Annotated in this window: 25 protein-coding genes, 1 tRNA gene and 1 pseudogene; 19 read left to right on the forward strand and 8 right to left on the reverse strand. The window is 71.4% G+C overall.

Going from position 1 to position 24,073, the window contains the following annotated elements:
* Positions 1 to 18 precede the first annotated feature (18 nt).
* The 8 genes from CRM89_RS30610 (at position 19) to CRM89_RS00785 (ending at position 6,363) form a co-directional block, all read left to right on the forward strand.
* Positions 19 to 426 (forward strand): hypothetical protein, encoded by a 408-nt coding sequence (locus CRM89_RS30610; protein ID WP_107646850.1) that lies wholly within the window; start codon positions 19 to 21, stop codon positions 424 to 426.
* 31 nt (positions 427 to 457) lie between these two features.
* Positions 458 to 1,393: an SGNH/GDSL hydrolase family protein gene (locus CRM89_RS00755; RefSeq protein WP_098082999.1), complete on the forward strand. Its 936-nt coding sequence runs from the start codon at positions 458 to 460 to the stop codon at positions 1,391 to 1,393.
* 86 nt (positions 1,394 to 1,479) lie between these two features.
* Positions 1,480 to 2,709, forward strand: a complete 1,230-nt coding sequence (locus CRM89_RS00760; protein ID WP_229434926.1) for an acyltransferase — start codon at positions 1,480 to 1,482, stop codon at positions 2,707 to 2,709.
* 76 nt (positions 2,710 to 2,785) lie between these two features.
* The gene (locus tag CRM89_RS00765; protein WP_011207980.1) at positions 2,786 to 3,652 is read left to right on the forward strand and encodes an alpha/beta fold hydrolase; all 867 of its coding nucleotides are present in this window, start codon (positions 2,786 to 2,788) and stop codon (positions 3,650 to 3,652) included.
* Entirely contained in the window at positions 3,639 to 4,241 is a 603-nt protein-coding gene (locus CRM89_RS00770; protein WP_041559946.1) for a TetR/AcrR family transcriptional regulator, read from the forward strand. Before CRM89_RS00765 ends, CRM89_RS00770 begins: the two co-directional genes overlap by 14 nt.
* Before the next feature lie 61 nt (positions 4,242 to 4,302).
* The gene (gene recO, locus CRM89_RS00775; protein ID WP_098083001.1) at positions 4,303 to 5,073 is read left to right on the forward strand and encodes a DNA repair protein RecO; all 771 of its coding nucleotides are present in this window, start codon (positions 4,303 to 4,305) and stop codon (positions 5,071 to 5,073) included.
* 43 nt (positions 5,074 to 5,116) lie between these two features.
* The gene (locus CRM89_RS00780) at positions 5,117 to 5,920 is read left to right on the forward strand and encodes an isoprenyl transferase (protein ID WP_011207983.1); all 804 of its coding nucleotides are present in this window, start codon (positions 5,117 to 5,119) and stop codon (positions 5,918 to 5,920) included.
* Positions 5,921 to 5,949: 29 nt separating this feature from the next.
* Positions 5,950 to 6,363 (forward strand): YbjN domain-containing protein, encoded by a 414-nt coding sequence (locus tag CRM89_RS00785; RefSeq protein ID WP_011207984.1) that lies wholly within the window; start codon positions 5,950 to 5,952, stop codon positions 6,361 to 6,363.
* Here CRM89_RS00785 and CRM89_RS00790 read toward each other — a convergent pair.
* Positions 6,349 to 6,966 (reverse strand): TetR/AcrR family transcriptional regulator, encoded by a 618-nt coding sequence (locus CRM89_RS00790; RefSeq protein ID WP_060592771.1) that lies wholly within the window; start codon positions 6,964 to 6,966, stop codon positions 6,349 to 6,351. The two genes, CRM89_RS00785 and CRM89_RS00790, sit on opposite strands and share 15 nt — an antisense overlap.
* 101 nt (positions 6,967 to 7,067) lie before the next feature.
* Between CRM89_RS00790 and CRM89_RS00795 the strand changes: the two genes are divergently transcribed.
* Positions 7,068 to 8,045: a hypothetical protein gene (locus tag CRM89_RS00795; RefSeq protein ID WP_098083002.1), complete on the forward strand. Its 978-nt coding sequence runs from the start codon at positions 7,068 to 7,070 to the stop codon at positions 8,043 to 8,045.
* Positions 8,046 to 8,191: 146 nt separating this feature from the next.
* Here the strand turns inward: CRM89_RS00795 and CRM89_RS00800 are convergent, their stop codons facing one another.
* On the reverse strand, positions 8,192 to 8,617 hold the full coding sequence (locus CRM89_RS00800) for a Fur family transcriptional regulator (RefSeq protein ID WP_011207987.1): 426 nt from the start codon (positions 8,615 to 8,617) through the stop codon (positions 8,192 to 8,194).
* Between the two features lie 3 nt (positions 8,618 to 8,620).
* Positions 8,621 to 8,965, reverse strand: a complete 345-nt coding sequence (locus CRM89_RS00805; RefSeq protein ID WP_011207988.1) for a helix-turn-helix transcriptional regulator — start codon at positions 8,963 to 8,965, stop codon at positions 8,621 to 8,623.
* A 300-nt stretch (positions 8,966 to 9,265) separates the two neighbouring features.
* Between CRM89_RS00805 and CRM89_RS00810 the strand changes: the two genes are divergently transcribed.
* Positions 9,266 to 10,666 carry a glycine--tRNA ligase gene (locus CRM89_RS00810; RefSeq protein ID WP_011207989.1) on the forward strand — a complete coding sequence of 467 codons (1,401 nt, stop codon included), beginning with the start codon at positions 9,266 to 9,268 and terminating at the stop codon, positions 10,664 to 10,666.
* A gap of 48 nt (positions 10,667 to 10,714) precedes the next feature.
* On the opposite strand, the gene CRM89_RS00815 is transcribed toward CRM89_RS00810, so the two are convergent.
* Complete coding sequence (locus tag CRM89_RS00815) at positions 10,715 to 11,320, reverse strand: TenA family protein (protein WP_011207990.1); 606 nt, start codon at positions 11,318 to 11,320, stop codon at positions 10,715 to 10,717.
* 106 nt (positions 11,321 to 11,426) lie between these two features.
* Between CRM89_RS00815 and CRM89_RS00820 the strand changes: the two genes are divergently transcribed.
* Positions 11,427 to 12,698: an acyltransferase gene (locus CRM89_RS00820; RefSeq protein WP_229434928.1), complete on the forward strand. Its 1,272-nt coding sequence runs from the start codon at positions 11,427 to 11,429 to the stop codon at positions 12,696 to 12,698.
* 9 nt (positions 12,699 to 12,707) lie between these two features.
* Here the strand turns inward: CRM89_RS00820 and CRM89_RS00825 are convergent, their stop codons facing one another.
* Positions 12,708 to 13,307, reverse strand: coding sequence for a TetR/AcrR family transcriptional regulator (locus CRM89_RS00825; protein WP_011207992.1), 600 nt, complete (start codon positions 13,305 to 13,307; stop codon positions 12,708 to 12,710).
* Positions 13,308 to 13,336: 29 nt separating this feature from the next.
* Here CRM89_RS00825 and CRM89_RS00830 point away from each other — a divergent pair, with 29 nt between their 5' ends.
* On the forward strand, positions 13,337 to 13,687 hold the full coding sequence (locus tag CRM89_RS00830) for a DUF6463 family protein (RefSeq protein WP_106427496.1): 351 nt from the start codon (positions 13,337 to 13,339) through the stop codon (positions 13,685 to 13,687).
* Here CRM89_RS00830 and CRM89_RS00835 read toward each other — a convergent pair.
* On the reverse strand, positions 13,665 to 15,671 hold the full coding sequence (locus tag CRM89_RS00835; protein ID WP_098083003.1) for a TPM domain-containing protein: 2,007 nt from the start codon (positions 15,669 to 15,671) through the stop codon (positions 13,665 to 13,667). The genes CRM89_RS00830 and CRM89_RS00835 overlap by 23 nt on opposite strands.
* A 7-nt stretch (positions 15,672 to 15,678) precedes the next feature.
* On the opposite strand from CRM89_RS00835, the gene CRM89_RS00840 reads away from it, so the two are divergent.
* A complete protein-coding gene (locus CRM89_RS00840; RefSeq protein WP_081433165.1) occupies positions 15,679 to 16,401 on the forward strand; it encodes an MBL fold metallo-hydrolase in 723 nt (240 codons plus the stop codon).
* Positions 16,402 to 16,540: 139 nt separating this feature from the next.
* On the opposite strand, the gene CRM89_RS00845 is transcribed toward CRM89_RS00840, so the two are convergent.
* Complete coding sequence (locus CRM89_RS00845; RefSeq protein WP_098083004.1) at positions 16,541 to 17,113, reverse strand: dihydrofolate reductase family protein; 573 nt, start codon at positions 17,111 to 17,113, stop codon at positions 16,541 to 16,543.
* 298 nt (positions 17,114 to 17,411) lie between these two features.
* Between CRM89_RS00845 and CRM89_RS00850 the strand changes: the two are divergent.
* The 5 genes and pseudogenes from CRM89_RS00850 to dnaG form a co-directional block, all read left to right on the forward strand.
* A pseudogene (locus CRM89_RS00850) lies at positions 17,412 to 17,853 on the forward strand (hypothetical protein); the annotation flags it as partial.
* Between the two features lie 61 nt (positions 17,854 to 17,914).
* Positions 17,915 to 19,066, forward strand: a complete 1,152-nt coding sequence (locus CRM89_RS00855; protein WP_098083005.1) for a serine hydrolase domain-containing protein — start codon at positions 17,915 to 17,917, stop codon at positions 19,064 to 19,066.
* Between the two features lie 69 nt (positions 19,067 to 19,135).
* Positions 19,136 to 19,831 carry a YdcF family protein gene (locus tag CRM89_RS00860; protein ID WP_170916209.1) on the forward strand — a complete coding sequence of 232 codons (696 nt, stop codon included), beginning with the start codon at positions 19,136 to 19,138 and terminating at the stop codon, positions 19,829 to 19,831.
* 4 nt (positions 19,832 to 19,835) lie between these two features.
* Positions 19,836 to 21,095: a deoxyguanosinetriphosphate triphosphohydrolase gene (locus CRM89_RS00865; RefSeq protein WP_060592764.1), complete on the forward strand. Its 1,260-nt coding sequence runs from the start codon at positions 19,836 to 19,838 to the stop codon at positions 21,093 to 21,095.
* 33 nt (positions 21,096 to 21,128) lie between these two features.
* Positions 21,129 to 23,036, forward strand: coding sequence for a DNA primase (dnaG, locus tag CRM89_RS00870; protein WP_060592763.1), 1,908 nt, complete (start codon positions 21,129 to 21,131; stop codon positions 23,034 to 23,036).
* 13 nt (positions 23,037 to 23,049) lie between these two features.
* On the opposite strand, the gene CRM89_RS00875 is transcribed toward dnaG, so the two are convergent.
* Complete coding sequence (locus CRM89_RS00875; RefSeq protein ID WP_011208001.1) at positions 23,050 to 23,304, reverse strand: hypothetical protein; 255 nt, start codon at positions 23,302 to 23,304, stop codon at positions 23,050 to 23,052.
* 224 nt (positions 23,305 to 23,528) lie between these two features.
* Here CRM89_RS00875 and CRM89_RS00880 point away from each other — a divergent pair.
* Positions 23,529 to 23,601, forward strand: a tRNA-Asn gene (locus CRM89_RS00880).
* Positions 23,602 to 24,073: the final 472 nt, after the last annotated feature.

Consider the following 24,073-nt stretch of genomic DNA (forward strand, 5'->3'; position numbering starts at 1 on the left):
CTCTGGAGAGGGAACACCATGCAGCACACCGCCCGCCGCACCGTCCGCAGGTTCGCCGTCGCCGCGATGCTCACCGGCCTCGCCCTGGCCGCCGCGGGCTGCGGTGACGACGACGCGTCCACCGAGCAGTCCACCACCACCCGGTCGACCACGACGCGGCCCACCACCACGGCACCCGCGTCCGCCACCACGAGCATCACCCCGCCCACCACGACGGTCGAGGCGCCCGCCCCGGCGCCCGAGCCCGCCGCGCCCGCCCCGGCCCCGCAGCAGGCCCCGGCCCCCCAGCAGGCGCCGGCGCCCCAGCGGGCCCCCGCACCGCAACCGGCGCCGCAGCAGGCGCCCACCCAGCAGCAGGCCCCCGCGCCGCAGCCGGAACCGCCGACCCTGCCCGACCCCGGTTTCGAACCGCGCCCCGGCTACTGACCGATTCCCGCCACGTCCGACGAGGAATGCCATGACGCTCCCTTCCCGTGTCCGCCTGACCGCCGCCGCGCTCGGCTGGGCGGCCGCACTCGTCCTCGCCGCCGTCACCCCGGCCCAGGCGGCACCCGCCGCCGAGGGCAAATCGCTGGTGGTGCTCGGTGATTCGTTCACCGCCAACGGCGACATCGCCGCCGCCGTGGAGAACGCCGCGCCCGGCGCGAAATCCGATTGCTCGCACAGCCCGACCTCCTGGCCCACCCAGCTGGCCCAGGCCACGGGGGTGTGGGGCACGGCCGATTTCGCCGATCTGTCCTGCCGCGGGGCGTCCCTGGTGAGCGGGCCGGGCCTGACCCTGGTGCACCAGGCCCGCAACGCCGATGCCCAGGGCGCCTTCGGCCCGCGTACCCGGGCGGTGTTCATCCAGTCCGGGCTCAACGACGCCTGGGGCGAGAACACCGTGAAACTGCGGCAGACCCTGCTGAACTGCGTGCTCGACCTGGTGCGCGGGTGCGGGCCGGAAGCCGCCGAGCAGGGCCGGGCCACCGACTTCCGCGGGGTGAACGGCGCGCTCTATGCCGACAAGATCCGGCCTGTCGTGCAATACGTGCGCTACTACGCGCCGAATGCGCGCATCGTCCTGGTCGGCTACCCGGAGATGAACGCGCCCGGCCAACAGCACTGGTGCGTGGACGTGCTCGGTCTCGGTTCCATCGTGCAGCAGCGCGCGGGCGCGGCGATCGCCCTGTGGGACCGGATGGACGCCGCCCAGCGTGAGGCGGCGGCTCTGTTGGGCGTGGAGTTCTTCGACGCCAGGGCCGTCACCGCGGGACACGGCCTGTGTTCGCCGGAGCCGTGGCTGGCCGGCATCCTCGACCCGCGCAGCGAACTCATGGGCACTCCGCTGCATCCCTCGGCCCGCGGTGACGCGGCCGTGGCGGCCGGGCTGCGCGAGCTGATCCCGAGCTGATCGTGTACCCCGCCGACACGGGGGAGCGAGCGGGCACGGCCGCGATCGTTCCCCCCGCCACCACCGCACCGTCTCCGACCGCGGCCGTGCCGACCGGTCCCGCCGCGGCTGTCTCGGACCGGGCCGCGGCGCCCGTGCCCGAGCGCAGGCCCGCCCTGCCCGCGCTCACCGGGGCGCGGTGGTGGGCGGCGTTCGCGGTGTTCGTGCTGCACGCGCTGGTGTTCCTGCCGGTCTACCCGTTCCAGAAATCGGAGTTGTTCCGGCAGATCCACCAGGTACTGCCGATGCAGCTCGGCGCGGCGGGCGTGACGTTCTTCTTCGTGCTCTCCGGCTTCATCATCTACTGGTCGTTCCGGCCGGGCAGTTCGGTGGGCGGCTTCTACTGGCGCCGGGTGCTCAAGATCTATCCCACGCACCTGGTGGCGGCGGCCGCGTTCGTCGTGGTGGCGAGCGTGCCGTTGCACCGGCTGGTGGTGTGGTTGCCCAACCTCGCGCTGGTGCACACCTGGGTGCCGAAATGGACCACGGTCGGCGGTCTCAACGTGCCGTCGTGGTCGTTGTGCGCGGAAATCCTGTTCTACCTGAGCTTTCCGCTGCTTCTTCCGCTGGTGCGACGGATACCCACGCATCGGCTGTGGCTCGCGCTGGCGGTGTTGTTCCTCGCGATCGCCCTGCTGCACACCGGCTTCTACCTCTGGGTGGACGGCCCGAAGGGGATCGCCAACGCGTTCGCGCCCCGCCTGGTGCCGGGTGAGGTGTCACCGCATCACGAACTGCACGCCTCCCCGGCCTGGTTCGCCCAACCCGACATCCCGGTCTCGCCGTCGTACTGGCTCAGCTACAACTTCCCGGCCTCCCGGCTGCCGGAGTTCTTCCTCGGCGTGCTGGCCGCCCGGCTGGTGCTGGAGGGCCGCTGGCGCACCACCGGCATGCTGGTTCCGTCGGCCGCCCTCGTCGTCGCGTACTTCGCGACCTTCGTGGTGCCGGTGAACTACAAGATGTCGGTGCTGCTGGTGGTTCCGATGACCGCCGTGGTGGCCACCCTGGCCGCGCGTGATCTGGCCGGCGTCCGTGGACTCAACGCCGCGCCGCCGATGGTGTGGCTGGGCAAGATCTCCTACGCCTTCTACCTGATCCAGTTCCCGGTGATGGTGCTCGTCACCCGCCTCTTCATCGGCGGCGGGCAATTCGGCTTCCTCGGCTGGCTGGGCTGGGCGGTGCTGTGCCTGCTGCTCTCGGTGCTGGCGGCGGCGCTGATCTTCCACCTGGTCGACGAGCCGTTGATGCGACGATTCGGGCGCCGGGCGGGACGATGACCCTGGACATACATACGGAATGTATGTAATGTTCGACGTGTTCTCGCACAACGGGATTCGCAGAGGGGATGGGGTCATGACACACAGCAGTGCGCTCGGCCGGCAGCGGGAGATCGACCTGCCCGGCGGGCGGATCAGGTACTACGAGACCGGAAGCGGTTCCCCGGTCGTGTTCGTGCACGGCTTGCTCGTCAACGCCAACCTGTGGCGCAAGGTCGTCCCCGACATCGCCGCCGCCGGGTATCGGTGCCTCGCGCCGGACTGGCCGCTGGGGGCGCATTCGATCCCGGTGCCGGAGGCCGACCTGTCGCCCGCCGGGCTCGCCGATCTCATCGCGGCCTTCCTGGACCGGCTCGACCTCACCGACGTCACCCTGGTGGCCAACGACACCGGCGGTGCCATCACCCAGGTGCTGCTCGCCCGTCAGCGGGCCAGGATCGCGCGCGTGGTGCTGGCCTCGGTGGACTGCTACGAGCGGTTCCTGCCGCCGCCGTTCAAGCTCCTCACCCCGCTGGCTCGGATTCCCGGCTCGCTGCGCCCGGCCACCGAACTGCTGCGCATCCGCGCCCTGCATCCGCTGCCGATCGCGCTGGGCTGGGTGGTCAAACGTCCGGTGCCCCCGGAGGTCGTGGACACCTACCTGCTGCCCAGCCGCCGCTCCGGCGCCATCCGGCACGACCTGCGCCGTTTCCTGGCGGGCGCGCGCAACAGCTACACGCTGGAAGCCGCGCGCCACTTCGGCGAGATCGACCTGCCGGTGCTGCTGGTGTGGGCCCGCGAGGACAAGCTGTTCCCGGTGCGGCTGGCCGAGCGCTTGGCCGCAGACCTGCCGAACGCCACGCTGCGGTTCGTCGACGACTCCTACACCGCGATCCCGGAAGACCAGCCCGCCGCGCTGACCGAGCTGATCCTGGACTTCACCCGCCAGCATGCAGCGACGTAGCCAGCTCGACCGCACCCGCAGCACCCGCGGGCAACTGGAACAGGCGGCTCGCGAACTGTTCGCCGAGCGCGGCTTCACGGCCGTCTCGGCCGAGGAGATCGTGGCCGCCGCCGGGGTGACGCGCGGTGCGCTGCAATACCACTACGGCGACAAGCGCGGGCTGTTCGTCGCGGTGCTCGAACAGCTCGAACGGGAGAACAGCGCCGAACTCGCCGCCGCGATGGCCGCGGTGCCGCCCTCCAACGATCCGATGGCGGGCCTGCGCGAGGGACTCGACACCTTCCTGCGGATCTGCCGCAGGCCGGAGATGGTGCAGATCGCGCTGTCGGACGCGCCCGCCGTGCTCGGCTGGCATGCCTGGCGCGACTTCGAGGTGCGCTACGGTCTCGGGTTGCTCATCGAGCAGTTCGAGGCCGCGCGCAGCCTCGGCCTGCTCGCCGACGCGCCGGTGCGCATGCTCGCCCAGGTGGTGCTCAGTGCCGTCACCGAGGCGGGCATGATCGTCGCGCACTCCGAGGACCAGGCCACCGCCCACGCGCAGGCCCTGGATGCCCTGGTGTTGCTGATCGGCGGGTTGCTGCGTTCCTGAGTCCGGCCGCCGCCCCCATGTCCGCAGCGTGGTTGTCGCGCCCGCGTGCGAGGATGAGGGCGTGCGGTTGTATCGGGACGAAGCGGTGGTGGTGCGCCAGCACAAGCTGGGCGAGGCGGACCGCATCGTCACGCTGCTGACCCGGCAGCACGGGCTGGTGCGCGCGGTGGCCAAGGGTGTGCGGCGCACCAGGTCGCGGTTCGGCGCCCGGCTCGAACCGTTCTCCTACATCGACGTGCAGCTGCACCCCGGACGCAATCTGGACACCGTCACCCAGGTGCACACGGTGGAGTCCTTCGCCGCCGACATCATCGACGACTACGGCCGCTACACCACCGCCTGCGCGATCCTGGAGACCGCCGAACGCCTCGCGGGCGAGGAGCGCGCCCCCGCGCCGAAGCTGCACGCGCTCACCGCGAGCGCCCTGCGCGCCATCGCCGCCAAACAGCGCCCGCACGAACTCGTGCTGGACGCCTATCTGCTGCGCGCCATGCGCTTCGCCGGCTGGGCGCCCGCGCTCGACGAATGCGCCAAGTGCGCCACCCCGGGTCCGCACCGCGCCTTCCACGTGGCGGCGGGCGGCGCGGTCTGCGTGCACTGCCGCCCGCCCGGCGCGGCCACCCCGGCGCCGGGCGTGCTCGACCATCTCGTCGCGCTGGCGCGGGGGGAGTGGGACGGTATCGAGGCGGTGCCCGAGTCGACCCGCAAGCAGGCCAGCGGTCTGGTCGCCGCGCACCTGCAATGGCATCTCGAGCGGCAGTTGCGCACCCTGCCGCTGATCGAACGTTCCGGCCCGGCCCGCGACGCGGCGACCGCCGGGCACGTGGGCTGAGCCCGCGCCCCACCCGCCGAGCGGCGTGCCGCCATCGGGCAGGATGGAGCCCGTGATCCTCCGTCGTGACCCCGCCTCCGCGACCCGCACCGTGCGCCCGCCCGCCCCGCATCCCTCCGGCGCGCGTCCGCCGCAGCTGCCGCCGGAGCTGGTGCCCAATCACGTGGCCCTGGTGATGGACGGCAACGGACGCTGGGCCCAGGAGCGCGGCCTGCCCCGCACCGCCGGGCACGAGCGCGGCGAGGCGGTGCTGATGGACACCGTCGAGGGGTGCATCGAGATCGGCGTGAAGTGGCTCTCGGCGTACGCGTTCTCCACCGAGAACTGGCGGCGCAGCCCCGAGGAGGTGCGCTTCCTCATGGGCTTCAACCGCGACGTGATCCGCCGCCGTCGCGACGAGATGCACGAGATGGGCGTGCGGGTGCGCTGGGCGGGCAGGCGTCCGCGGTTGTGGCGCAGCGTGATCAAGGAACTCGAGGTGGCCGAGGAGCTCACCAAGGACAACACCGTGCTGACGCTGACCATGTGCGTCAACTACGGCGGTCGCGCCGAGATCGCCGACGCGGCACGGGAAATCGCCCGACGGGTGGCCGCGGGGGAGATCGATCCCGAACGGGTGGACGAGCGCACCGTTGCCCGGTTCCTCGACGAGCCGGACATGCCCGACGTCGACCTGTTCCTGCGCCCCTCCGGCGAGTTCCGCACCTCCAATTTCCTGCTGTGGCAGTCGGCTTACGCCGAATACGTCTTCCAGGAGACGTTGTTCCCCGACTTCGATCGGCGCAACCTGTGGGAGGCCTGCCTCCAGTACGCTTCGCGTGACCGCCGATTCGGCGGCACGAAGTAGACGCGACGCAGGCGAACGGTGGCACGGAGATGGACGCGGCAGTGACCCCCGATCAGGAACTACAGGCCCGCGCGGGCGCGTGCCTGACCCGCTACGACGTCGACGTGCGGGTCGACCCGGAGGGCTCGCTCGGCTTCGAGTACGAGGGCGCGCTGTGCTCGCTGCGCGCGGTGAATCTGGCGCCCGGCCTCGACGTGCTGAGCCTGACCTGCGTGCTGGCCTGGGACCGCCCGCTCAAACCGCAGCTGCACAAGCGAGTCGCCGAGCGCAACAACGCCTTACAGTTCGGCTCGCTCACCGTGATCGCGCACGGCAAGCTGGCCGATGTCATCCTGCGCTACACCTTCCCGGCCGCGGGGCTCGACGATCAGGCGCTCACCACGATGCTGCTGCTGGTGCTCTCCGGCGCGGGCCGCGCCCGGCAGGGGCTACTCGCGCCCTGAGGGCAGCGGTGCCGCCATCGGCATCAGCGCTTCGACACCGCGGGCGAGGGTGTCGGCATCCACATCGCCCAGGATCAGGTGCTCGAGGATGAATCCGGGCAGCACGGTGATCAGGGTCTTGGCGACGGCGTCGACGTCGGCGTCGGGGGCCAGCAGGCCCGCGTCCCGCATCCGCGCGGCGTACTCGAACCACAGGTCCCTGATCCCGCCCATCGCGCCGCGCACCGCCACCGCGGCCTCCTCGTTGACCAGTGCCAGTGCCCAGGCCTGCGGGGCCAGCCGGACCATGCCGTCGGGTCCGCTGCGCCGCATCACCTCCAGGGCGACCGTGTGCACCAGTTCGGCGGGGGTCGGTAGCCGCTCGGCCCGCACGGCGGCGGTGATCACCGCGCGCAGTTGCACGCTCGTCTGCCCGGCCAGCGCCGCCACCAGGTCGTTCTTGCTCTTGAAGTAGCGGTAGACGGCACCGGCGGACAAGCCCGATTCGGCGAAGACGTCCTGCATGGACGTCTCGAAGAAGCCCTTGCGCGCGAAGCACCGCTGCGCCGCGTCGAGGATCTGCTGTCGGCGGCGTTCGAGGTGTTCTTCGCTGACCCGGGGCATGGTTCCAAATTAAAACGAATGTTCGTTCTTGACAAGCGAACGGGGCCGGTGGGACCGTGGACGCACAAAGAGAACGGACATTCGATTTCTTGGGAGAAGCGATGAACACCCTGCGACGCGCGCTCGCGGTGGGCCTCGGTGCGGCCCTGTTGCAAGCGCTGATGCTGATCGCCTTCGCCTGGCCGGCGGCCAACCTGGCACCCCGCGACCTGCCGGTCGCCGTGGCCGGCCCGCAGGCCGCCGCGATCGCCGAGCGGCTCACCGCGCACAGTCCCGGTGCCTTCGCGGTCACCACGCTGCCCGACGGCGCGGCCGCCCGCGCCGCGATCGCGGATCGCGAGGTCTACGGTGCGATCGTCACCGGCGAGGGCGCACCGCGCACCCTGGTCGCCTCGGCCGCGAGCCCGGCGGTGGCCCAGCAGCTCACCGCGATGGCCCAGCAGCTGTCGGGTGCGCAGGGCGGCGCGGTGGAGGACGTGGTGGCCGCCGACCCGGACGACCCGCGCGGGGCGGCCTTCGGCGCGATGGTGTTGCCGCTGGTGATGTCCGGCATCGCCGCCGGGGTGCTGCTGAGCCTGCTGGTCACCGGCTCGGGCGCGCGGCTGGCGGGCGTGGCCACCTTCGGCGTGGCGGGTGGGCTGCTGAGCATGGCGCTCGCGCAGGGCTGGCTGTCGGCGCTGCCCGGCTCCTATCCGGCGCTCGCTGCGGTGGCAGGCCTGGCCTCGTTCGGGGTCGCCTGCGCGATCGTGGGCCTGAACGCGGTGATCGGACGGGCGGGTATCGGGCTCGGCGCGCTCACCATGCTCCTGATCGGCAACCCGTTCTCCGCGGCCACCTCCGCCCCGGAACTGTTGCCGCAGCCGTGGGGCGCGCTCGGCCAGCTGCTGCCGCCGGGTGCGGCGTCCTCACTGCTGCGGTCGGTCGCCTTCTTCGACGGCGCGGGTGCCACGAAACCCCTTGTGGTACTGCTCGTCTGGGCCGCCTGCGGGATCGCGCTGCTCGGTGTGGCGGCGCTGCGCGAGCGGGCCGGCGGTGCCGAGCGCGAGGTCACGGCGGCGAGCGAGCCCGCCCTGGCCTGAACGGGTCGACGGACCCGGCCTACGTCGACCCTCGATACACCGGAAATCGGGTGCGCATCGCCGCCGCGACGCGCACCCGATCGATGTGTCCCCGGGGTGCGGGGCACGACCGGCATCCGGCCGCGACCGTTGTGCGTCCGCCGTCCTCAGCTACGGCGCTCGGCGCAGTCGCGGCAGGTGCCGAACACCTCGATGGTGTGGCTGACGTCGGTGAAGCCGTGTTCGCCCGCGATGGCGTCGGCCCACGCCTCGACGGTGGGGCCGGCCACCTCGACCGTGCGCCCGCAGTGCCGGCACACCAGGTGATGATGGTGGCCGCTGGAGCACTGCCGGTAGACCGACTCGCCGGAGTCGGTGCGCAGCACGTCGACCATGCCCGCGTCGGCCAGGGACTGCAGGGTCCGGTAGACGGTCGTCAGGCCGATGCCCTCGCCGCGCTTGCGGAGCTCGTCGTGCAGCTCCTGCGCCGAGCGGAACTCATCGATGTCGCCGAGCAACGCGGCGATCGCGCTGCGCTGGCGCGTACTGCGAATTCCGACCGGCTTCTGCGGGGCGGACGTCTTGTCCTGCACGGATCACCCTTCCTCGGCGTGCGCGACGGCGTCGACGACGATGTGTGCGAGATGGTCGTCGACGAGTTCGTAGAGCACCTCGCGTCCGGATCGCTCACCGTGCACCACGCCGGCGGACTTGAGGATGCGCAGGTGCTGACTGACCAGCGGCTGCGTCACGCCGAGCGCGTCGACGAGTTCGTGCACGCAGCGCGGCGACTCCCGCAACTGCAGCACGATCGCGATGCGGACCGGCGCCGCGAGCGCGCGCAGCAGTTCACCGGCGTCCTCGAGCACGCTGCGGGCGGGCACCGGGGCGGGCCCGGGGGAGCGGTACGGTGTGTGCGCGGCGGCCGTATCGGCGGTCATCGGAAACCATCTCCTTAATGGAAAGCGATCCCATTTTGATATGCACAGTTGCGCATGTCAAACAGGCGCGCCGGAGAATCCGAACCGCACTGCTTCGGAGCGGGGAAACCGCAGGTCAGTGACCGAAGCGAGGGGCGGAGCGCGGCGGCGACGTCGGGGTGGACGGGCCGAGTCGCCGGTGCTGCCCGGCCGCGACGCGGCTGGTGCACGGCCGCCGCACGGCTACGGATAGGCTAGTCCCATCCTTAGTGTCGGCTGCACACTATTGCATTGCTTGTAAACCAATCCGACTCGCAGTGGATGGAGAAATCTCGCGTGGCACCCAAGTCGAAGGTGGACACCGTTGCCAACCTCGCCAAGCGCCGGGGTCTGGTGTACCCGTGCGGTGAGATCTACGGAGGCACCAAGTCGGCCTGGGACTACGGGCCGCTCGGGGTGGAGCTGAAGGAGAACATCAAGCGGCAGTGGTGGCGGTCGATGGTGACCAGCCGCGAGGACGTCGTCGGCCTGGACTCCTCGGTGATCCTGCCGCGTCAGGTCTGGGAGGCCTCCGGCCACGTCGCCACCTTCACCGACCCGCTGGTCGAGTCGCTGATCACGCACAAGCGCTACCGCGCCGACCATCTGCTGGAGGCGTACGAGGAGAAGCACGGCCACCCGCCGGCCAACGGCCTGGCCGACATCCGCGACCCCGAGACCGGCGAGCCCGGCCGGTGGACCGAGCCGCGCAACTTCTCCGGCCTGCTCAAGACCTTCCTGGGCCCGGTCGACGACGAGGAGGGCCTGCACTACCTGCGCCCGGAGACCGCCCAGGGCATCTTCATCAACTACAAGAACGTCGAGACCACCGCGCGCAAGAAGCCGCCGTTCGGCATCGCCCAGATCGGCAAGAGCTTCCGCAACGAGATCACCCCGGGCAACTTCATCTTCCGCACCCGCGAGTTCGAGCAGATGGAGATGGAGTTCTTCGTCAAGCCGGGCGAGGACGAGCAGTGGCACCAGTACTGGATCGACACCCGGCTGGCCTGGTACACCGACCTGGGTATCGACCCGGAGAACCTGCGCCTCTACGAGCACCCGAAGGAGAAGCTGTCGCACTACTCGACGCGCACCGTCGACATCGAGTACCGCTTCCGCTTCCAGGGCAGCGAGTGGGGTGAGCTGGAGGGCGTCGCCAACCGCACCGACTACGACCTCAAGACGCACTCCGAGCACTCGGGCACCGAACTGAGCTACTTCGACCAGGCCAACAACGAGCGCTACATCCCCTACGTCATCGAGCCGGCGGCCGGTCTGACCCGCTCGCTGATGGCGTTCCTCGTCGACGCCTACGCCGAGGACGAGGCACCCAACGCCAAGGGCGGGGTGGACGTGCGCACGGTGCTGCGCCTGGACCGCAGGCTCGCCCCGGTCAAGGCCGCCGTGCTGCCGCTCTCGCGCAACGCCGACCTCACCCCGAAGGCCAAGGATCTGGCCGCGCAGCTGCGCAAGCACTGGAACGTGGAGTTCGACGACGCGGGTGCGATCGGCCGCCGCTACCGCCGCCAGGACGAGATCGGCACCCCGTTCTGCATCACCGTCGACTTCGACACCCTCGAGGACCAGGCGGTGACCATCCGCGAGCGCGATTCCATGGCGCAGGAGCGCATCGCGCTCGACAAGGTCGAGGGCTACCTGGCCCAGCACCTCATCGGCGTCTGACCGCACCGCGACGGCCCGCCACCACGCGGTGGCGGGCCGTCGGCGTGCTCAGGGCACGTCCCAGAAGGCGAGTTCGTGCCGCATGGCTTCGCGGAACAGCGTTTCCGCGCGGGCCGGGTCGGCGCCGGATTCGTCGAGCATCTGCGCGCAGCGGCGGGTGAGGGCGGCGAATCCGGGATCGGCATAGGTCTCGACCCAGCGCCGGTAGCGCGGCTCGGCGGGCGGGTCGGCGGCCAGCAGCGCGCCCAACGTCGAATAGCCCCACATGCAGGGGTAGAGCGCGGCCAGGCCGTCGGCGTAGTCGGCGGCGGCGTCGAGCAGGAAGGCGGTGTAGGCGGCACAGGGCGCGCCCTTCACCGCGTTGTCGAGGTCGGCGCCGAACTCCGCCGCCAGCGAGCGATGCAGGGCGAGCTCGTCGTGAAAGGTGCTGTGCGCCAGATCGACCAGATCGCCGAGGTGGGCGTCGGGCGCCTGCCAGGCCAGCCGGCTGAAGACCCGCACGTAGTCGAGTAGGTACAGGTAGTCCTGTTCGAGCCAGGAGCGGAACACCGGCTCGGGCAGGTCGCCCGCGGCGATGCCGGCGACGGTGGGATGGCGGCGCTGCTCCTCGACGAGCGGGCGGCCGATTTCCTCCAGGTGCGCGGAAAGACTCATGCCCGCAGTCTGGCGCATCCCCGGCCGCTGCCCGTCCGGGGCCGTCCCACTGCCACCGGTGCTCGTCCCACTTGCGCACCGGCGACCCGCCCGTCACTCTTGCGGTGTGTGGTGGGATGAGGACGTGGTGGTGCGCGAGCTCGCGCCGTCGGAGGCGCGGTTCGTGCGGCACGGCACGTACACCGGGCGTTCGATCGTGGTCCGCGGCGCGCTCGAGATCGCCGCGCTCCGAGCGGCTTTCACCGCCCTGCAGCGCGAGTACCCGGTGCTGGTCTGCCGGATCGTCGAGGACGCCGCGGGTGGCGGATGGTTGCTGCGCCCCGGCGAGGCGATCGGCGCGTGGGTCGCGCCGGGGGACGTCGATGCCGTCCGGATCCCCGCCGAACCCGTGGATCCCGGACGCCAGCTCGCCTACCTCGACATCGTGCCCGATGCCGACCGCGCCCGCGTCACGCTGTTCGCCCACCACGCGATCGCCGATGCCAGGCACTGCGTGGCGCTGTTCGCGCGGCTCTGGCAGCACTACACCGAGGGCGTCCAGCAGGGTGCGACGAGCGTGGTGCCGCACGAGATCCCGCAGTCGCTGGAGTGGTACGCCGCCCGTCGGGGCGCCCGGCGCAGCGCGCTGTCGGGACTCGAGGAGGTCGCCACGCCGCTGTCGACCGTCGCGCACGCCCTGCCGTTGGAACCGCCGCCGCCCGCACCGCCGACGCTGGCCCGGCCCGCGCGCGTGGTGCTGGACGCGGCCGCGACCGGACACATCATCGCGCTCGGGCATCGGCACGGCGTCACCGTCAACGGCCTGGTCACCGCCGCGCTGCTGCGCGCCGTCGCCGCTGAGAAGGGCGGTCCCACAGGCGAATCCGTGCCGCTGACCTGTGTGTACCCGGTGGATCTGCGCACCCGCTTCGACCCCCCGGTGGCCGCGGCGGCGGGCACCAACATGGGCGGGCTGGCCGGGTTCGCCGCCGAGATCGGCCCGGCGACCGGCTTCGTGCCGCTGGCCAGGCGCATCGCCGCGCGCCTCGGCCACGATCTGGCCGAGGGCGTCGTTCAACAGTCGGTGCTGCACTTCCCGGAGTTCTTCGGCCCCCGGCGCGTGCATTCGTTGGCCGGACACGTCGCGATCACCAACACCGGCGTGGTGCCCGCCTTCGCGATGCCACCCGGCCTGTCGGTGACCGACTACGAAATCGTTTATCTCAGTGCCCATCCGCGGCCCTCGGCGGGCGCCGCGGCCGCGGTCACCTTCCTCGTCTACACCTTCGCGGCGCGGTTGTGCGTGGGGGTGCTCGGCGGTGGTGCGCTGGCCGACCGGCTGCCGGATGCGGTGTCTCGCGAATTGTCCGCCCTGGCGGCCGAACCCATCGACGCCTGAGTCCCGCGGTCAGCGCGGCGCGGGACGCCTGCCGAACTCGCGGACCACGGCGCCGGTCGCGGTGGCCACCACGTCGTCGACCCAGTCGGGGATGGGCGCGGCCCGCGCGATGTAGTCGCGGACCAGGCCGTAGGGGATGGCCTTGACCGCGGCTTCGGCGATCGCCATCCGGTGCTCGTCGGCGGCGCCGAACTCGGCCACCACGGCCGCCCGCAGCGCGGCGTTCATGTCGTCGTTCACACCGGCGATCTCGGCCCGCAGTTCCGGCGGGCCCACCTCGAGCAGTTCCTCGTGGTGGAACATCTTCATCGCCCGCGCCTCGGTGGGGTGGGCGCGGCAGTAGCGCGGCAGGTGGATCGCGGCCGACAGCAACGGATCGGGGCCGCCGAGCGCCTCGACGAACCCCACGTGGAAGCGGCGGATCGAGCGCAGCCACAGCCGCGCCAGCAGTTCGTCGCGGGAGGGGAACCGCAGGTAGATCGACCCGGTGTGCACACCGGAGGCGGCGCTGATCGCGGCGATGGTCGGGTGCAGCGTGGCGGGATCGGCGAGCAGATCGCGCGCCGCGTCGAGAACCTGATCGTCGGTGAATCGCCGGGGTCTTGCCACGGGGACAGCCTAGGGCATAGTTTATGAATATGAATTCAAAAACTCCGCCACCGCTCGTCGGATCCCTGCTCACCGTCATCGGCGCCGGCCACACCGGGCTCGGCGTGGTGGACTGGCTCACCAAGGATCAGCCGACCGAATTGTCCTTCTGGTTCACCGGATTCGGCGTCGCCGGCATGGCCCTCGGCGTGGCCGTGATGGAGGTGGAGCGGGCCCGCGGCTACGTCCCCGGGCCCGTGCTGGCCGCCGTCGCCGCCATGACCGCCTTCGGCTTGGCGTTCGAGCCGATGTCGGGGTTCCTCACCGTCCTGGTGCCGCTCGGCATCGGCGTGGCGGGCTGGGCGAAGCGCCGGTCGGTCAGAACCGTCCACCGCGGCTGACCCGCCGCGATCCGCTCGAACCGCCGAAGGAGCGCGGGCCGAAACCCCCGCCCCCGAAACCACCGCCGCCGAAACCTCCACCGTGTCGCCCGCCCGTCATCGCGCCACGGAGCAACCCTTCCACGAGGATGCCGCCGAGGATCGCCCCGGCCTGCGCCCCGCCCGAGGGCGGCCTGCTCGCCTCGAAGGCCCGCACGCTGGCCTGTGCCTCCTGTAAGGCACGACCGGCCAGCCCGGCAGCGGACTGGGCGTGGGTGAGTGCCTGGGCCGGGTCGGCGGCGGCCAGTGCGTGGGCGGCGTCGAGGTGGCGCTGGGCTTCGGAGAGCCGCGTGCGGGCGGTGGCGTCCACACCGCCGCGGCGGGTGCTGATGAAATCGGCGGCGGCGCCGATCCTGGCCTGCGCGTCGGTCATCGCGTGATCGAACCGACGGCGCAGATCCGCCACCGCGAGCTTGCGGTCCGTGGCGGCGACCAGCGCCCGATCGAGGTCGGCGTCGGCGGCCACGGCGTCGTGGAACGCGCTGAGCGGATCGGTGTCGGCCTGGGCGGTGGCGGCGTCCAAGGTCTGGCGGGCCGCGGCTGTGGCGGCGGCCAGCTCCGCGCCGCCGTAGCCCTCCAGCTCGGTGGCGGCGGCGATGTCCTTGCGCAGTTCGTCGAGCGCGGCGGGCAACCCGTCGCGGGCCTGCTGGATGTTCGCGGCCGCGTTGTCGACGGCGTCGAGCAGGGCGCGGGCCTGGCCGATCGCGCTCTCGGCCGCGCGGATCGCGCCCACCGCCGGACCTTGCTCGCCCACGGGCCGGGCCAGCGCGGCGCGCCCGGCGTCGATGTTCTCCTCGGCGAAGGCGATGCGTTCGCGCGCCATCCGCACGTTGTCGGCGATCGGCGCGAGCACGCCGGCCGGATGCGCCGCGGCGAGCCGGGTGAGTTCGGCCTCCGAGGCCGGCACGCGGCCGGTGAGCTCGACCAGATCCCGGGTCAAGCCGTCCAGCCGGCCCGGCGCGTCGATGAGCAGGTCGCGCATGGCGTCGAATTCGGCCACCCGGGCGTCCAGTTCGCGGTCGGCCCGCCCGACCAGGGTGATGAGCTCGATCAGGAGCCTGCGCTGTTCGTCGGGTGTCTCGGGCACCGCGTCGTCGAGCTGCTGCCGGATCCGGAACGCCCGGCCCGCGGCCGCCTTCGCCTCGCCGACCGCGGTGGTGAACGGCATCGCCGCGGTCTCGCCGAACTCGCCGACGGCCAGGGCGAGCTCCTCGGCACTGGCCCGGATCGCATCGTCGATCTCGACGAGCACCTCCCGCGAGCGGGCGTGCAGCGCCGCCAACGGCAACGCGGCCAGCGCCGCGGAATCGGTGGGATCGACCTGGCGGGCGGCGGCCAGTTCGGTGGCGGCGCGGTCGCGACGGCGTTTCCGGGACCAGAGCACCAGCCCGCCCACCAACGCCGCCACCACCAGCAGCGCGACCAGCACCGCACGGCCGCTGATCCCGCCACCGCTCAACGCCGCCCCGAGACCGTCGGCCGCCGCCACCGCCGCCTCGGCCCACCGGCTGTCCCGCAACGCGGGCTCGACCCGATCGGTCAGCACGGTGTCGAGCTCACCGTCGGAGACGCCGCCCGGCACGCTGCCCGCCAACCAGTACTCGCGGGCATCGGTCGCCACCGCGAGCAACAGGTCGCGCTCGCCGAACCCGGACACCGCGGCCGTGCGGGTCGCCCACTGCTCCGGGCTCGCACCGCCGAAATCGTGGACGTAGTACACCCACAGCCGGATCCGGTGGTCGGCGTAGAGACGGTCGACCGCCGAGCGGACCCGCGCCGCGCCGTCGCCGTCCAGCACTCCGGCCTCGTCCACCACGTAGGTGCCCATCCGGGTGGGCGGCTCGGCCAGCGCGCCCGGGGCACCGGTCAGCGCGAGGATCACCAGCAGCAGGCCGACGATCACCCGGGCGGACCGGCGGACACGGTTTCTCGTCGGCAGCGGCATGCCATGAATGTATCCCCCGCCGCCGGGGTTGCCGTGGAATAGCATCGGTGGGGTGATCACGATCGACCGCCCGTACACCGGCCACGTGTCCCCCGGATCGAACCCGCAGCAGCGCGACCTCGACGGCGCCCGCATCGTCAAGATGGCGGTCGGCGGCATGGACAACAACGTCTACCTGGTGCAGTGCGCGGCCACCGGCGCCGCCGTGCTCATCGATGCCGCCAACGAAGCCGACCGCATCCTCGAACTGGTCGAGCAGGAGATGCCCGGCAAGGTCCGCCTGATCGTCACCACCCACCAGCACCCCGACCACTGGGCGGCCCTGCAGCAGGTCGCGGCCGCCCTCGACGTCCCCACCGCCGCCCACGCCCTCGACGCCGAGCCCCTGCCCGTCAAGCCCTACCGCCTCCTCGACGACGGCGAAACCGTCGAGATCGGCGAACTCGCCCTCGACGTCATCCACCTGCGCGGCCACACCCCCGGCTCCCTCGCCCTCGCCCTCCCCGAACCCGCCGTCCGCACCCACCTGTTCACCGGCGATTCGCTGTTCCCCGGCGGCGTCGGCAAAACCTGGTCCCCCGCCGACTTCGACACCCTCCTCGGCGACGTCACCACCAAGATCTTCGACCGCTACGACGACGACACCGTCGTCTACCCGGGCCACGGCGACGACACCACCCTCGGCGTCGAACGCCCCCACCTGAACGAATGGCGCGAACGCGGCTGGTGAGGGAACAGTCGCCGGCCCAATTCCAGATGATCGCCGCAGCGGTGCAGCCTCGAGGTACGCGCGGCACCGGTCCGGCGGTCTCCCGCGCCGGTGCTGTCCCGGTGAACGACAGCAGGCAGGACAGTCGGGAGGTCGATCCTCACCCGTGCCGGGTGGGCCGGTAGATCAGTTCCTGGATGCGGTTGTCGAAGGTTCGGCTGTCGAGCAGTTCGAGGTCGAAGTCTTCGGCTCCGCGGAAGATGGGTGCCTCGCCGGTGCGGCCGGTGATGACGGGGAAGATCGTCACCTGGACACGGTCGACGAGCCCGGCGGCCATGAGCGCGCGGTTCATCGACAGGCTGCCGTGTGAGCGCAGCGGCACGTCCGATTCCGCTTTGAGCCGGGCGACGATGTCGACGGCGTCGCCTGCGGCGAGGGTGGCGTCGGGCCAGGGGGCGGTGTCGGTCAGCGTCGTGGACACGACCGTGGTGGGCATGCCGCGCATGCGCGCGTTGATGGGGTCGAGGTCGGGCACCGCGCCGATCATCTCCACGAACTCACGGAAGGTGTTGGCGCCGAGTACCATTCGCTGGTCCTCGATCATCTGCGCCAGGCGGTGGTCGAGGAACTCGGGGCCGTGTTTGCCCCAATACCCGCCCCAGTCCCCGTCCGGACCGTACGAGCCGAAGCCGTCGAGGCTGGTGAAGACGTCGAAGGTGTAGACGGCGGTCATGGCTGTTCCTCCAATGCTGATCGGTCTGTCGATACAGACCGGCGGCGCGGCGGAAACTCATCGGCGCGCGGGGTGGGACGTCGCGGGACCACCCGGGGAAAGGACGTCGGCCGTATGCAGTGGTGGGGAGGGTTCGTCGGCCGTGCCCGGTACCTGGTGATCGGCGTGATCGCCGCGGCGGCGCTGGCGCTCGCGGGCTACGGTCACGGGTTGGCGGACCACCTGAGTTCGGGCGGCATGTTCGACCCCACCTCGGAATCGTCCGAGGCCGGTCGCCTCGCCGATGCCGCGTTCGGCCGCAACCGACCGGCCCCCGGGCGTGCGGATGCTCGTCGGCGGCGTGCCCGCGTTGCAGAAGGACAGCATCGACGCCCTGCTGGTTCGGATGCCGTGGATGATCGCGCTGGTGGTGCTGGTGACCACGGTGCTGATGTTCCTGACCTTCGGCTCGCTGGTGCTGCCCCTCGAGGCCGCCGCGATGAGTGCGCTCGGCCTCGGCTCGACGCTGGGCATCCTCACCTGGATCTTCATCGACGGCAACGGCGCGGGTCTGCTGAACTTCACCCCGCAGCCCATCCAGTCGAACATGCTGGTGGTGATCATGGCCGTCGCGCCGCGTTGATCATCGACGCCACCGTGCTGCGCATGCTCCTCGTGCCCGCCACCATGAAACTGCTCGGCGACGACTGCTGGTGGGCGCACGATGGATGAACCGCCTCCAACGGCGAATCGCCCTGTGACGGAGCACCGGGGTCCACGTTTCCGCCCGCCCACTGAACTGATACGTGTTCTAATTCGGTGATGGGTAACGTTGCGGGCACGTGCGATCCGGCCTTCGCCGTCGTGCGGGAGGTCTTCGAAGCGTCGCTGGCCGCGGGCGCGGATCTCGGCGCGGCGGTGGCGGTGTTCGTGCGGGGCCGCCCGGTGGTGGATCTGTGGGGCGGCACGGCGGACCGGCGAACCGGGCGGGCGTGGGAAGCCGACACCCCGTGCGTGGCGTTCTCCAGCGGCAAGGCGGTCACGGCTGTCGCCGCCCTGGCGGTGATGCGGCGCACGGGCATCGAGCCGGAGACGCCGGTCGTCGACTGGTGGCCGGAGTTCGGCGCGCACGGCAAGGACGCGGTCACCACCGAGCACCTGTTCACCCACAGCGCGGGGCTGCCCGTGCTCGAACGTCCGATCACCAAGGCCGAGGCGGCCGATCCGGCCGCGATGGCGGCCGAACTCGCGGGCCAGGCCCCGCTGTGGGAGCCGGGCACCCGGCACGGCTATCACGCGCTCACCTACGGGTGGCTGGTCGGCGAACTGGTCCGTCGCGGGACCGGCCGCAGCGTCGGGGAACTCGTCCGTGAACTGGTCGACGGCGAGCTGTGGTTCGGTCCGCCCGCCGAGGTGATCGCGAAGGCGGCCCGGCTCGAGTTCCCCGCCGCACACGAGATGACCTGGGAGCCGGGCGACTCCGCGAGCGCCGACGCCGTGATCGGCCGCCTCGCCGCCGCCTACCGCGATCCGGACTCCCTGTTGATGCGCTCCTCGACGAATCCGCGCGGCTCCCACAACGATCCGGCCGTGCTCGCCGGTGGCTGGCCGGCCAGTGGCCTGGTGACCACCGCCCGCGGTCTCGCCGGCTTCTATCGCGACCTGCTCGGCGGCGCCCTGATCCCGGAGTCCCTGCTGCGCGACGCGGTCCGGGAGCGGGTGCGCGGCGCCGACGAGGTCCTGCTTCTCGACAGCGCTTTCGGACTCGGCGTGATGCTGCCCTCCCAGACCCTGCCGGTCCCGGAAGCCGCGCGCGCCGGCGCATTCGGTCATCCGGGCGCCGGTGGGTCACTCGGTCTGGCCGATCCCGACCACGACCTGGCCTTCGCCTTCGTGCCCAACATGCGCCGCGAAGCGCTCGCCGGTGACCGGCGTGCCGAGGACCTGCTCGCCGCCGTCTACGCCGCGCTGTGACAGGCCCGCGGACCACGCCGGCCTTCACCCGCACCGCGTGCGCGGCACCCACCTGGCAGACTTGGTGGAGTGATCTCGGCACCACAGCGCAACCGCTCGGCTTCGGCGTACGAATCCGGTCTCGCGCGGGGTGTGGGGGCCGGGCTCGCCCGCTGGATTCGGCGCACCGTGGCGGCGGCCGTGCTCATGAGCATGGTGCTGGTCGGCGGCACCGCGGTGCGGGTGTGGCAGGTGGCCCGCATCGACGACTACACCCCGGCCGACGCGATCGTGGTGCTCGGGGCGGCGCAGTACTCCGGCACGCCCTCGTCGGTGTTCGAGGCCCGGCTCGACCAGGCCTACGACCTGTTCCGGGCCGGTGTCGCCCCCCGCGTCATCACCGTCGGCGGTAAACAGGAAGGCGACCTCTACACCGAGGCCGCCTCCGGCAAGATCTACCTGGAGGGTCGCGGCGTCCCCGCCGAGGCCATCCTGGCCGTGGAGACCGGCTCGGACACCCTGCGCAGTGTGGAGGCCGTCGCGCTGGCGATGAAGGCCCGTGAGATGTCCTCGGCCGTGCTGGTCAGCGATCCCTGGCATTCGCTGCGCACCCGCACCATGGCGCGCGACGCCGGCCTGCGCGCGTGGACCGCGCCCACCCGCACCGGCCCCGCCGTCTACACCCGCGAATCCCAGGCGCACGGCATCGCCCGGGAGACCTTCGCGCTGCTGTGGTACCAGCTCACGCATTTCTCCGCCGACTTCCCCTACACCGCGGGACAGTGACCTGATGGGCGACTACACCGAACACGACCGCGAGCGGATGGTGGTCGAGGGCGCCAAGACCGCCGGGCTCGGCTCGCCCGACACCGAGTTCACCGCCGGGCACCGCACCCAGTTCGCCCGCGACCGCGCCCGGGTGCTGCACTCGGCCGCGCTGCGCAGGCTTGCCGACAAAACCCAGGTGATGGGTCCCCGCGACGGCGACACTCCACGCACCCGGCTCACCCACTCCATCGAGGTCGCCCAGATCGGCCGCAGCATCGCCGACGGTCTCGGCTGCGACCCCGACCTCGTCGACCTCGCCGGTCTGGCCCACGACATCGGCCACCCGCCCTACGGTCACAACGGCGAGAAGGCGCTGGACGCCTTCGCCGACCCCTACGGCGGATTCGAGGGCAACGCCCAGAACCTGCGCATCCTCACCCGCCTCGAACCCAAGGTGCTCGCCCCCGACGGCACCAGCGCGGGCCTGAACCTCACCCGCGCCGCCCTCGACGCCGCCATCAAATACCCGTGGGGTCGCACCGGCCCGGGCACCAAATTCGGCGCCTACGACATCGACGCCGACCGGCTGGCCTGGATCCGCAAGGGCGCCCCGGACCGGGTGCGCAGCCTGGAATGCCAGATCATGGACTGGTCCGACGACGTCGCCTACTCGGTGCACGACGTCGAGGACGGGGTGATCGCCGGGCGCATCGACCTGCGCGCCCTGGCCGACCCGCAGGAGCAGGCCGCGCTCGCCGCGATGGGCCATCGCCAGCATCCCGAACTCGGCGTCGACGAGCTGATCGCCGCCGCCCAGCGCCTGTCCGAACTGCCGGTGGTCGCCGACGCCTTCCGCTACGACGGCACCTTCGCCAGCTCGGTGGCGCTCAAGCGGCTCACCAGCGAACTCGTCGGGCGCTTCGCCACCGCCGCAATCACCGCCACCCGTGCCGTCGCCGGGCCCGCGCCGCTGGTGCGATACCAGGCGAGCCTGGAGATACCGCCGATCGTCGCCGCCGAGGTCGCGATCCTCAAGACCGTGGCGCTGCGCTACGTGATGTCCGACCCGGTGCACAAGCAGCGCCAAGCCGCCCAGCGCGAACGCATCCAGGCCGTGGCCACCGGCCTGCTCGCGACCGCGCCGCGACACCTGGACCCCCAGCTGCTGCCGTGGTGGGCCGAGGCCGACTCCGACACCGCCCGCGTGCGGGTGATCGTCGACCAGATCGCCTCCTACACCGAGAGCAGGCTCGAACGCGTCGCCGCCCAACTGGCCGGATGATCAGCGCGCGGGCCCGGCGCTAGACTTCACCCCGTGGCCGGACGACTCCCTGATCGCGATATCGCGGCAATTCGCGACCGTGTCCGGATCGAGGACGTGGTGGGGGAGTACGTCGCCCTGAAACGGGCGGGCGCGGACTCGATGAAGGGCCTGTGCCCCTTCCACGACGAGAAGTCCCCGTCGTTCCACGTGCGGCCCAACCACGGCCTGTTCCACTGCTTCGGCTGCGGTGAGGGCGGCGACGTCTACAAATTCCTGCAGAAGATCGAGCACATCGGCTTCGTCGAAGCCGTCGAACAGCTCGCCGACCGAGTCGGCTACCAGATCAACTACGAGGGCGGCGGCACCTCGGTGCAGCGCGACCGCGGCACCCGCGCCCGCCTGGTCGCCGCCAACGCCGCCGCGCACGAGTTCTACATGGCGCAGCTGGCCGAACCCGAGGCCGAAGCCGCCCGCAAGTACCTCACCGACCGCGATTTCGACGCCGCCGCCGCGCGCCTGTTCGGCTGCGGCTACGCCCCCGCCGGCTGGGACACCCTCACCAAACATCTGCTGCGCAAGGGCTTCGAATTCAAGGAACTCGAGGCCGCCGGGCTGTCCCGGCAGGGTAAGCGCGGCCCCATCGACCGCTTCCACCGCCGCCTGCTGTGGCCGATCCGCAATCTCGGCGGCGAGGTCATCGGGTTCGGCGCGCGCAAGCTCTTCGACGACGACACCATGCCCGGCAAATACGTCAACACGCCGGAAACGCTGCTGTACAAGAAGTCCCAGGTGTTGTTCGGCCTCGACCACGCCAAGCGCGAGATCGCCAAGAGCCGCCAGGCCGTCGTCGTCGAGGGCTACACCGATGTGATGGCGATGCACCTGGCCGGGGTGAAGACCGCCGTCGCCTCCTGCGGCACCGCCTTCGGCGACGAGCACATGGCCATCCTGCGCAGGCTGCTCATGGACGACAACTTCTGGCGCGGCGAGATCATCTACACCTTCGACGGCGACGCGGCCGGGCAGGCGGCGGCGATCAAGGCGTTCTCCGGCGACCAGAAGCTGGCCGGGCAGACCTACATCGCCATCGCCCCCGACGGTCAGGACCCCTGCGAACTGCGCCAGCGCAGCGGCGACGCCGCCGTGCGCGACCTCGTCGCGCGCCGGACCCCGTTGTACGAGTTCGTGATCCGCGGCCTGCTGGCCGAGCACGATCTCGACACGGTGGAGGGCCAGGTCGAGGCGCTGCGGCGGGCGGTGCCCGTGGTCGCCCAGATCAAGGACAACGCCACCCGCAAGGCCTACGCCACCCGGCTGGCCGGCTGGGTCGGCTGGGACGACATCCAGACCGTCGTGCGGCGCGTCGGTGAGGAGGCCAAGCGCGGCCGCACCGGCATCGCCCCGCGCCGCGCCCCCGCCGCCCCCGCCAAGGTCGCCGAACATCCGGCCGCGCGCCCCAACCCCAACGACCCCGTCCTGCTGCCGCAGCGCCAAAGCCTCTGCGCCGCACTGCAATACCCGGCGATCGCGGGCGCCGTCTTCGACGCGCTCGAACCGGAAGCCTTCACCCACCCCGCCTACGCCGCGATCCGCACCATGATCGCCGAGGCGGGCGGGGCCTCCTGCGGGCTCAGCGGCGCCGAATGGGTCAACGCCGTCGCCGACGCCACCGACGACCTCACCCTGCGCGCCCTGGTCTCCGAACTCGCCGGCGCGCAACTGCCGGTCAAGAGCGTCAACGACATTCCCCGCTTCATCACCGGCGTGCTCGCTCGCGCCCAGGAAGCCTACGTCGGCCGGCAGATCGCCACGCTGAAGTCCAAGCTGCAGCGCCTGTCCGCCAACGACCAGACCGACGAATACCTCGCGCTGTTCGGCGATCTCGTCGCGCTCGAGCAGTATCGCAAGAGCCTGGAAGCCCAGGCGATGGGCAACTCCGACGACTTCGCCGCGGGCTGAGGCGGCCCTCAGCTCACTTGCTCTTGTGCCGCAGCTGATCGTGCGGCACCAGCACCGTGGTCCGCTCGTCCAGCGGCACCATCGGCTCCAGCTGCGGGCGGGTGCTCAACTTGTCCGACAGCTTCTGCCGCCCCACCAGCACCAGCTTGCGCGTCACCGGGCTGCCCGTCACCGCGCGGGTGGCCGCACTGATCTGCTCGTAGCGCGCCCGCCCGGCCTTCGAGCCGAGCACATATCCGGCCGCGACGCCGATCAACAACCGCAGCATCTGGTAGAGCTCCTCCCAATCGCCTGTTCGCGGCTACCATCCTGCCCGAAACGCACACCCCCTGTCGATCCGGCCACCCCGGCACATCCGTGCCCTCCCGCCCCAGCCGCCCCAGCGATGACCGGCGGCATCATCGCAGGTAGAAGCGCGATTTGGGAACCGGACGGCCGATACGCTAAAGTTTCTCCTCGGCCCGCCCGGAACGGGAGAGCCACCGAGGATAGTCCCCTATAGCTCAATTGGCAGAGCAGCCGACTGTTAATCGGCAGGTTTCTGGTTCGAGTCCAGATGGGGGAGCTGTGACCAGGGCGAACGTACAAGTTCGACCCTGGTTTTTCCGTTTTGAGGGGCGAACGACACGTTTTCCCCCCGCGAGGCGTCCCAGGGCTGCGGCGACGCCGGGTGCTTCGGCCGGTCGGAAATTGTGGGGGTCCCAGATGCCGCCGTCGCGGTTGGGGAAGACGAGGTCCAGTTCCTTCTCGATGGTCCTCTGCTTTGACGCGGCGGAGGGTGTCGACCACGAACTGAGGTAGGACGACGGTCCGGTCGCCGGAGTCGGTCTTGGTCCATTCCTGGTGGATCAGGCCCCTTGCCTTTGATGCGGACGATCGTGCCGGAGAGAGTGATTCGCGGCGGGTGGGCGTGCAGATCGACATCACCAGCGCAGGGCGAGTGCGTTGCCGGGGCGCGGGCCGGTGTCGAGTTCGACGTCGGCCACGTCGAGGACCCGAGGGTTGCGTCTGGGGCCGTACATGTAGCCGGGCGCTCC

Origin of the sequence: Nocardia sp. FDAARGOS_372 (assembly GCF_002554515.1) — a bacterium.
Taxonomy (GTDB): domain Bacteria; phylum Actinomycetota; class Actinomycetes; order Mycobacteriales; family Mycobacteriaceae; genus Nocardia; species Nocardia farcinica.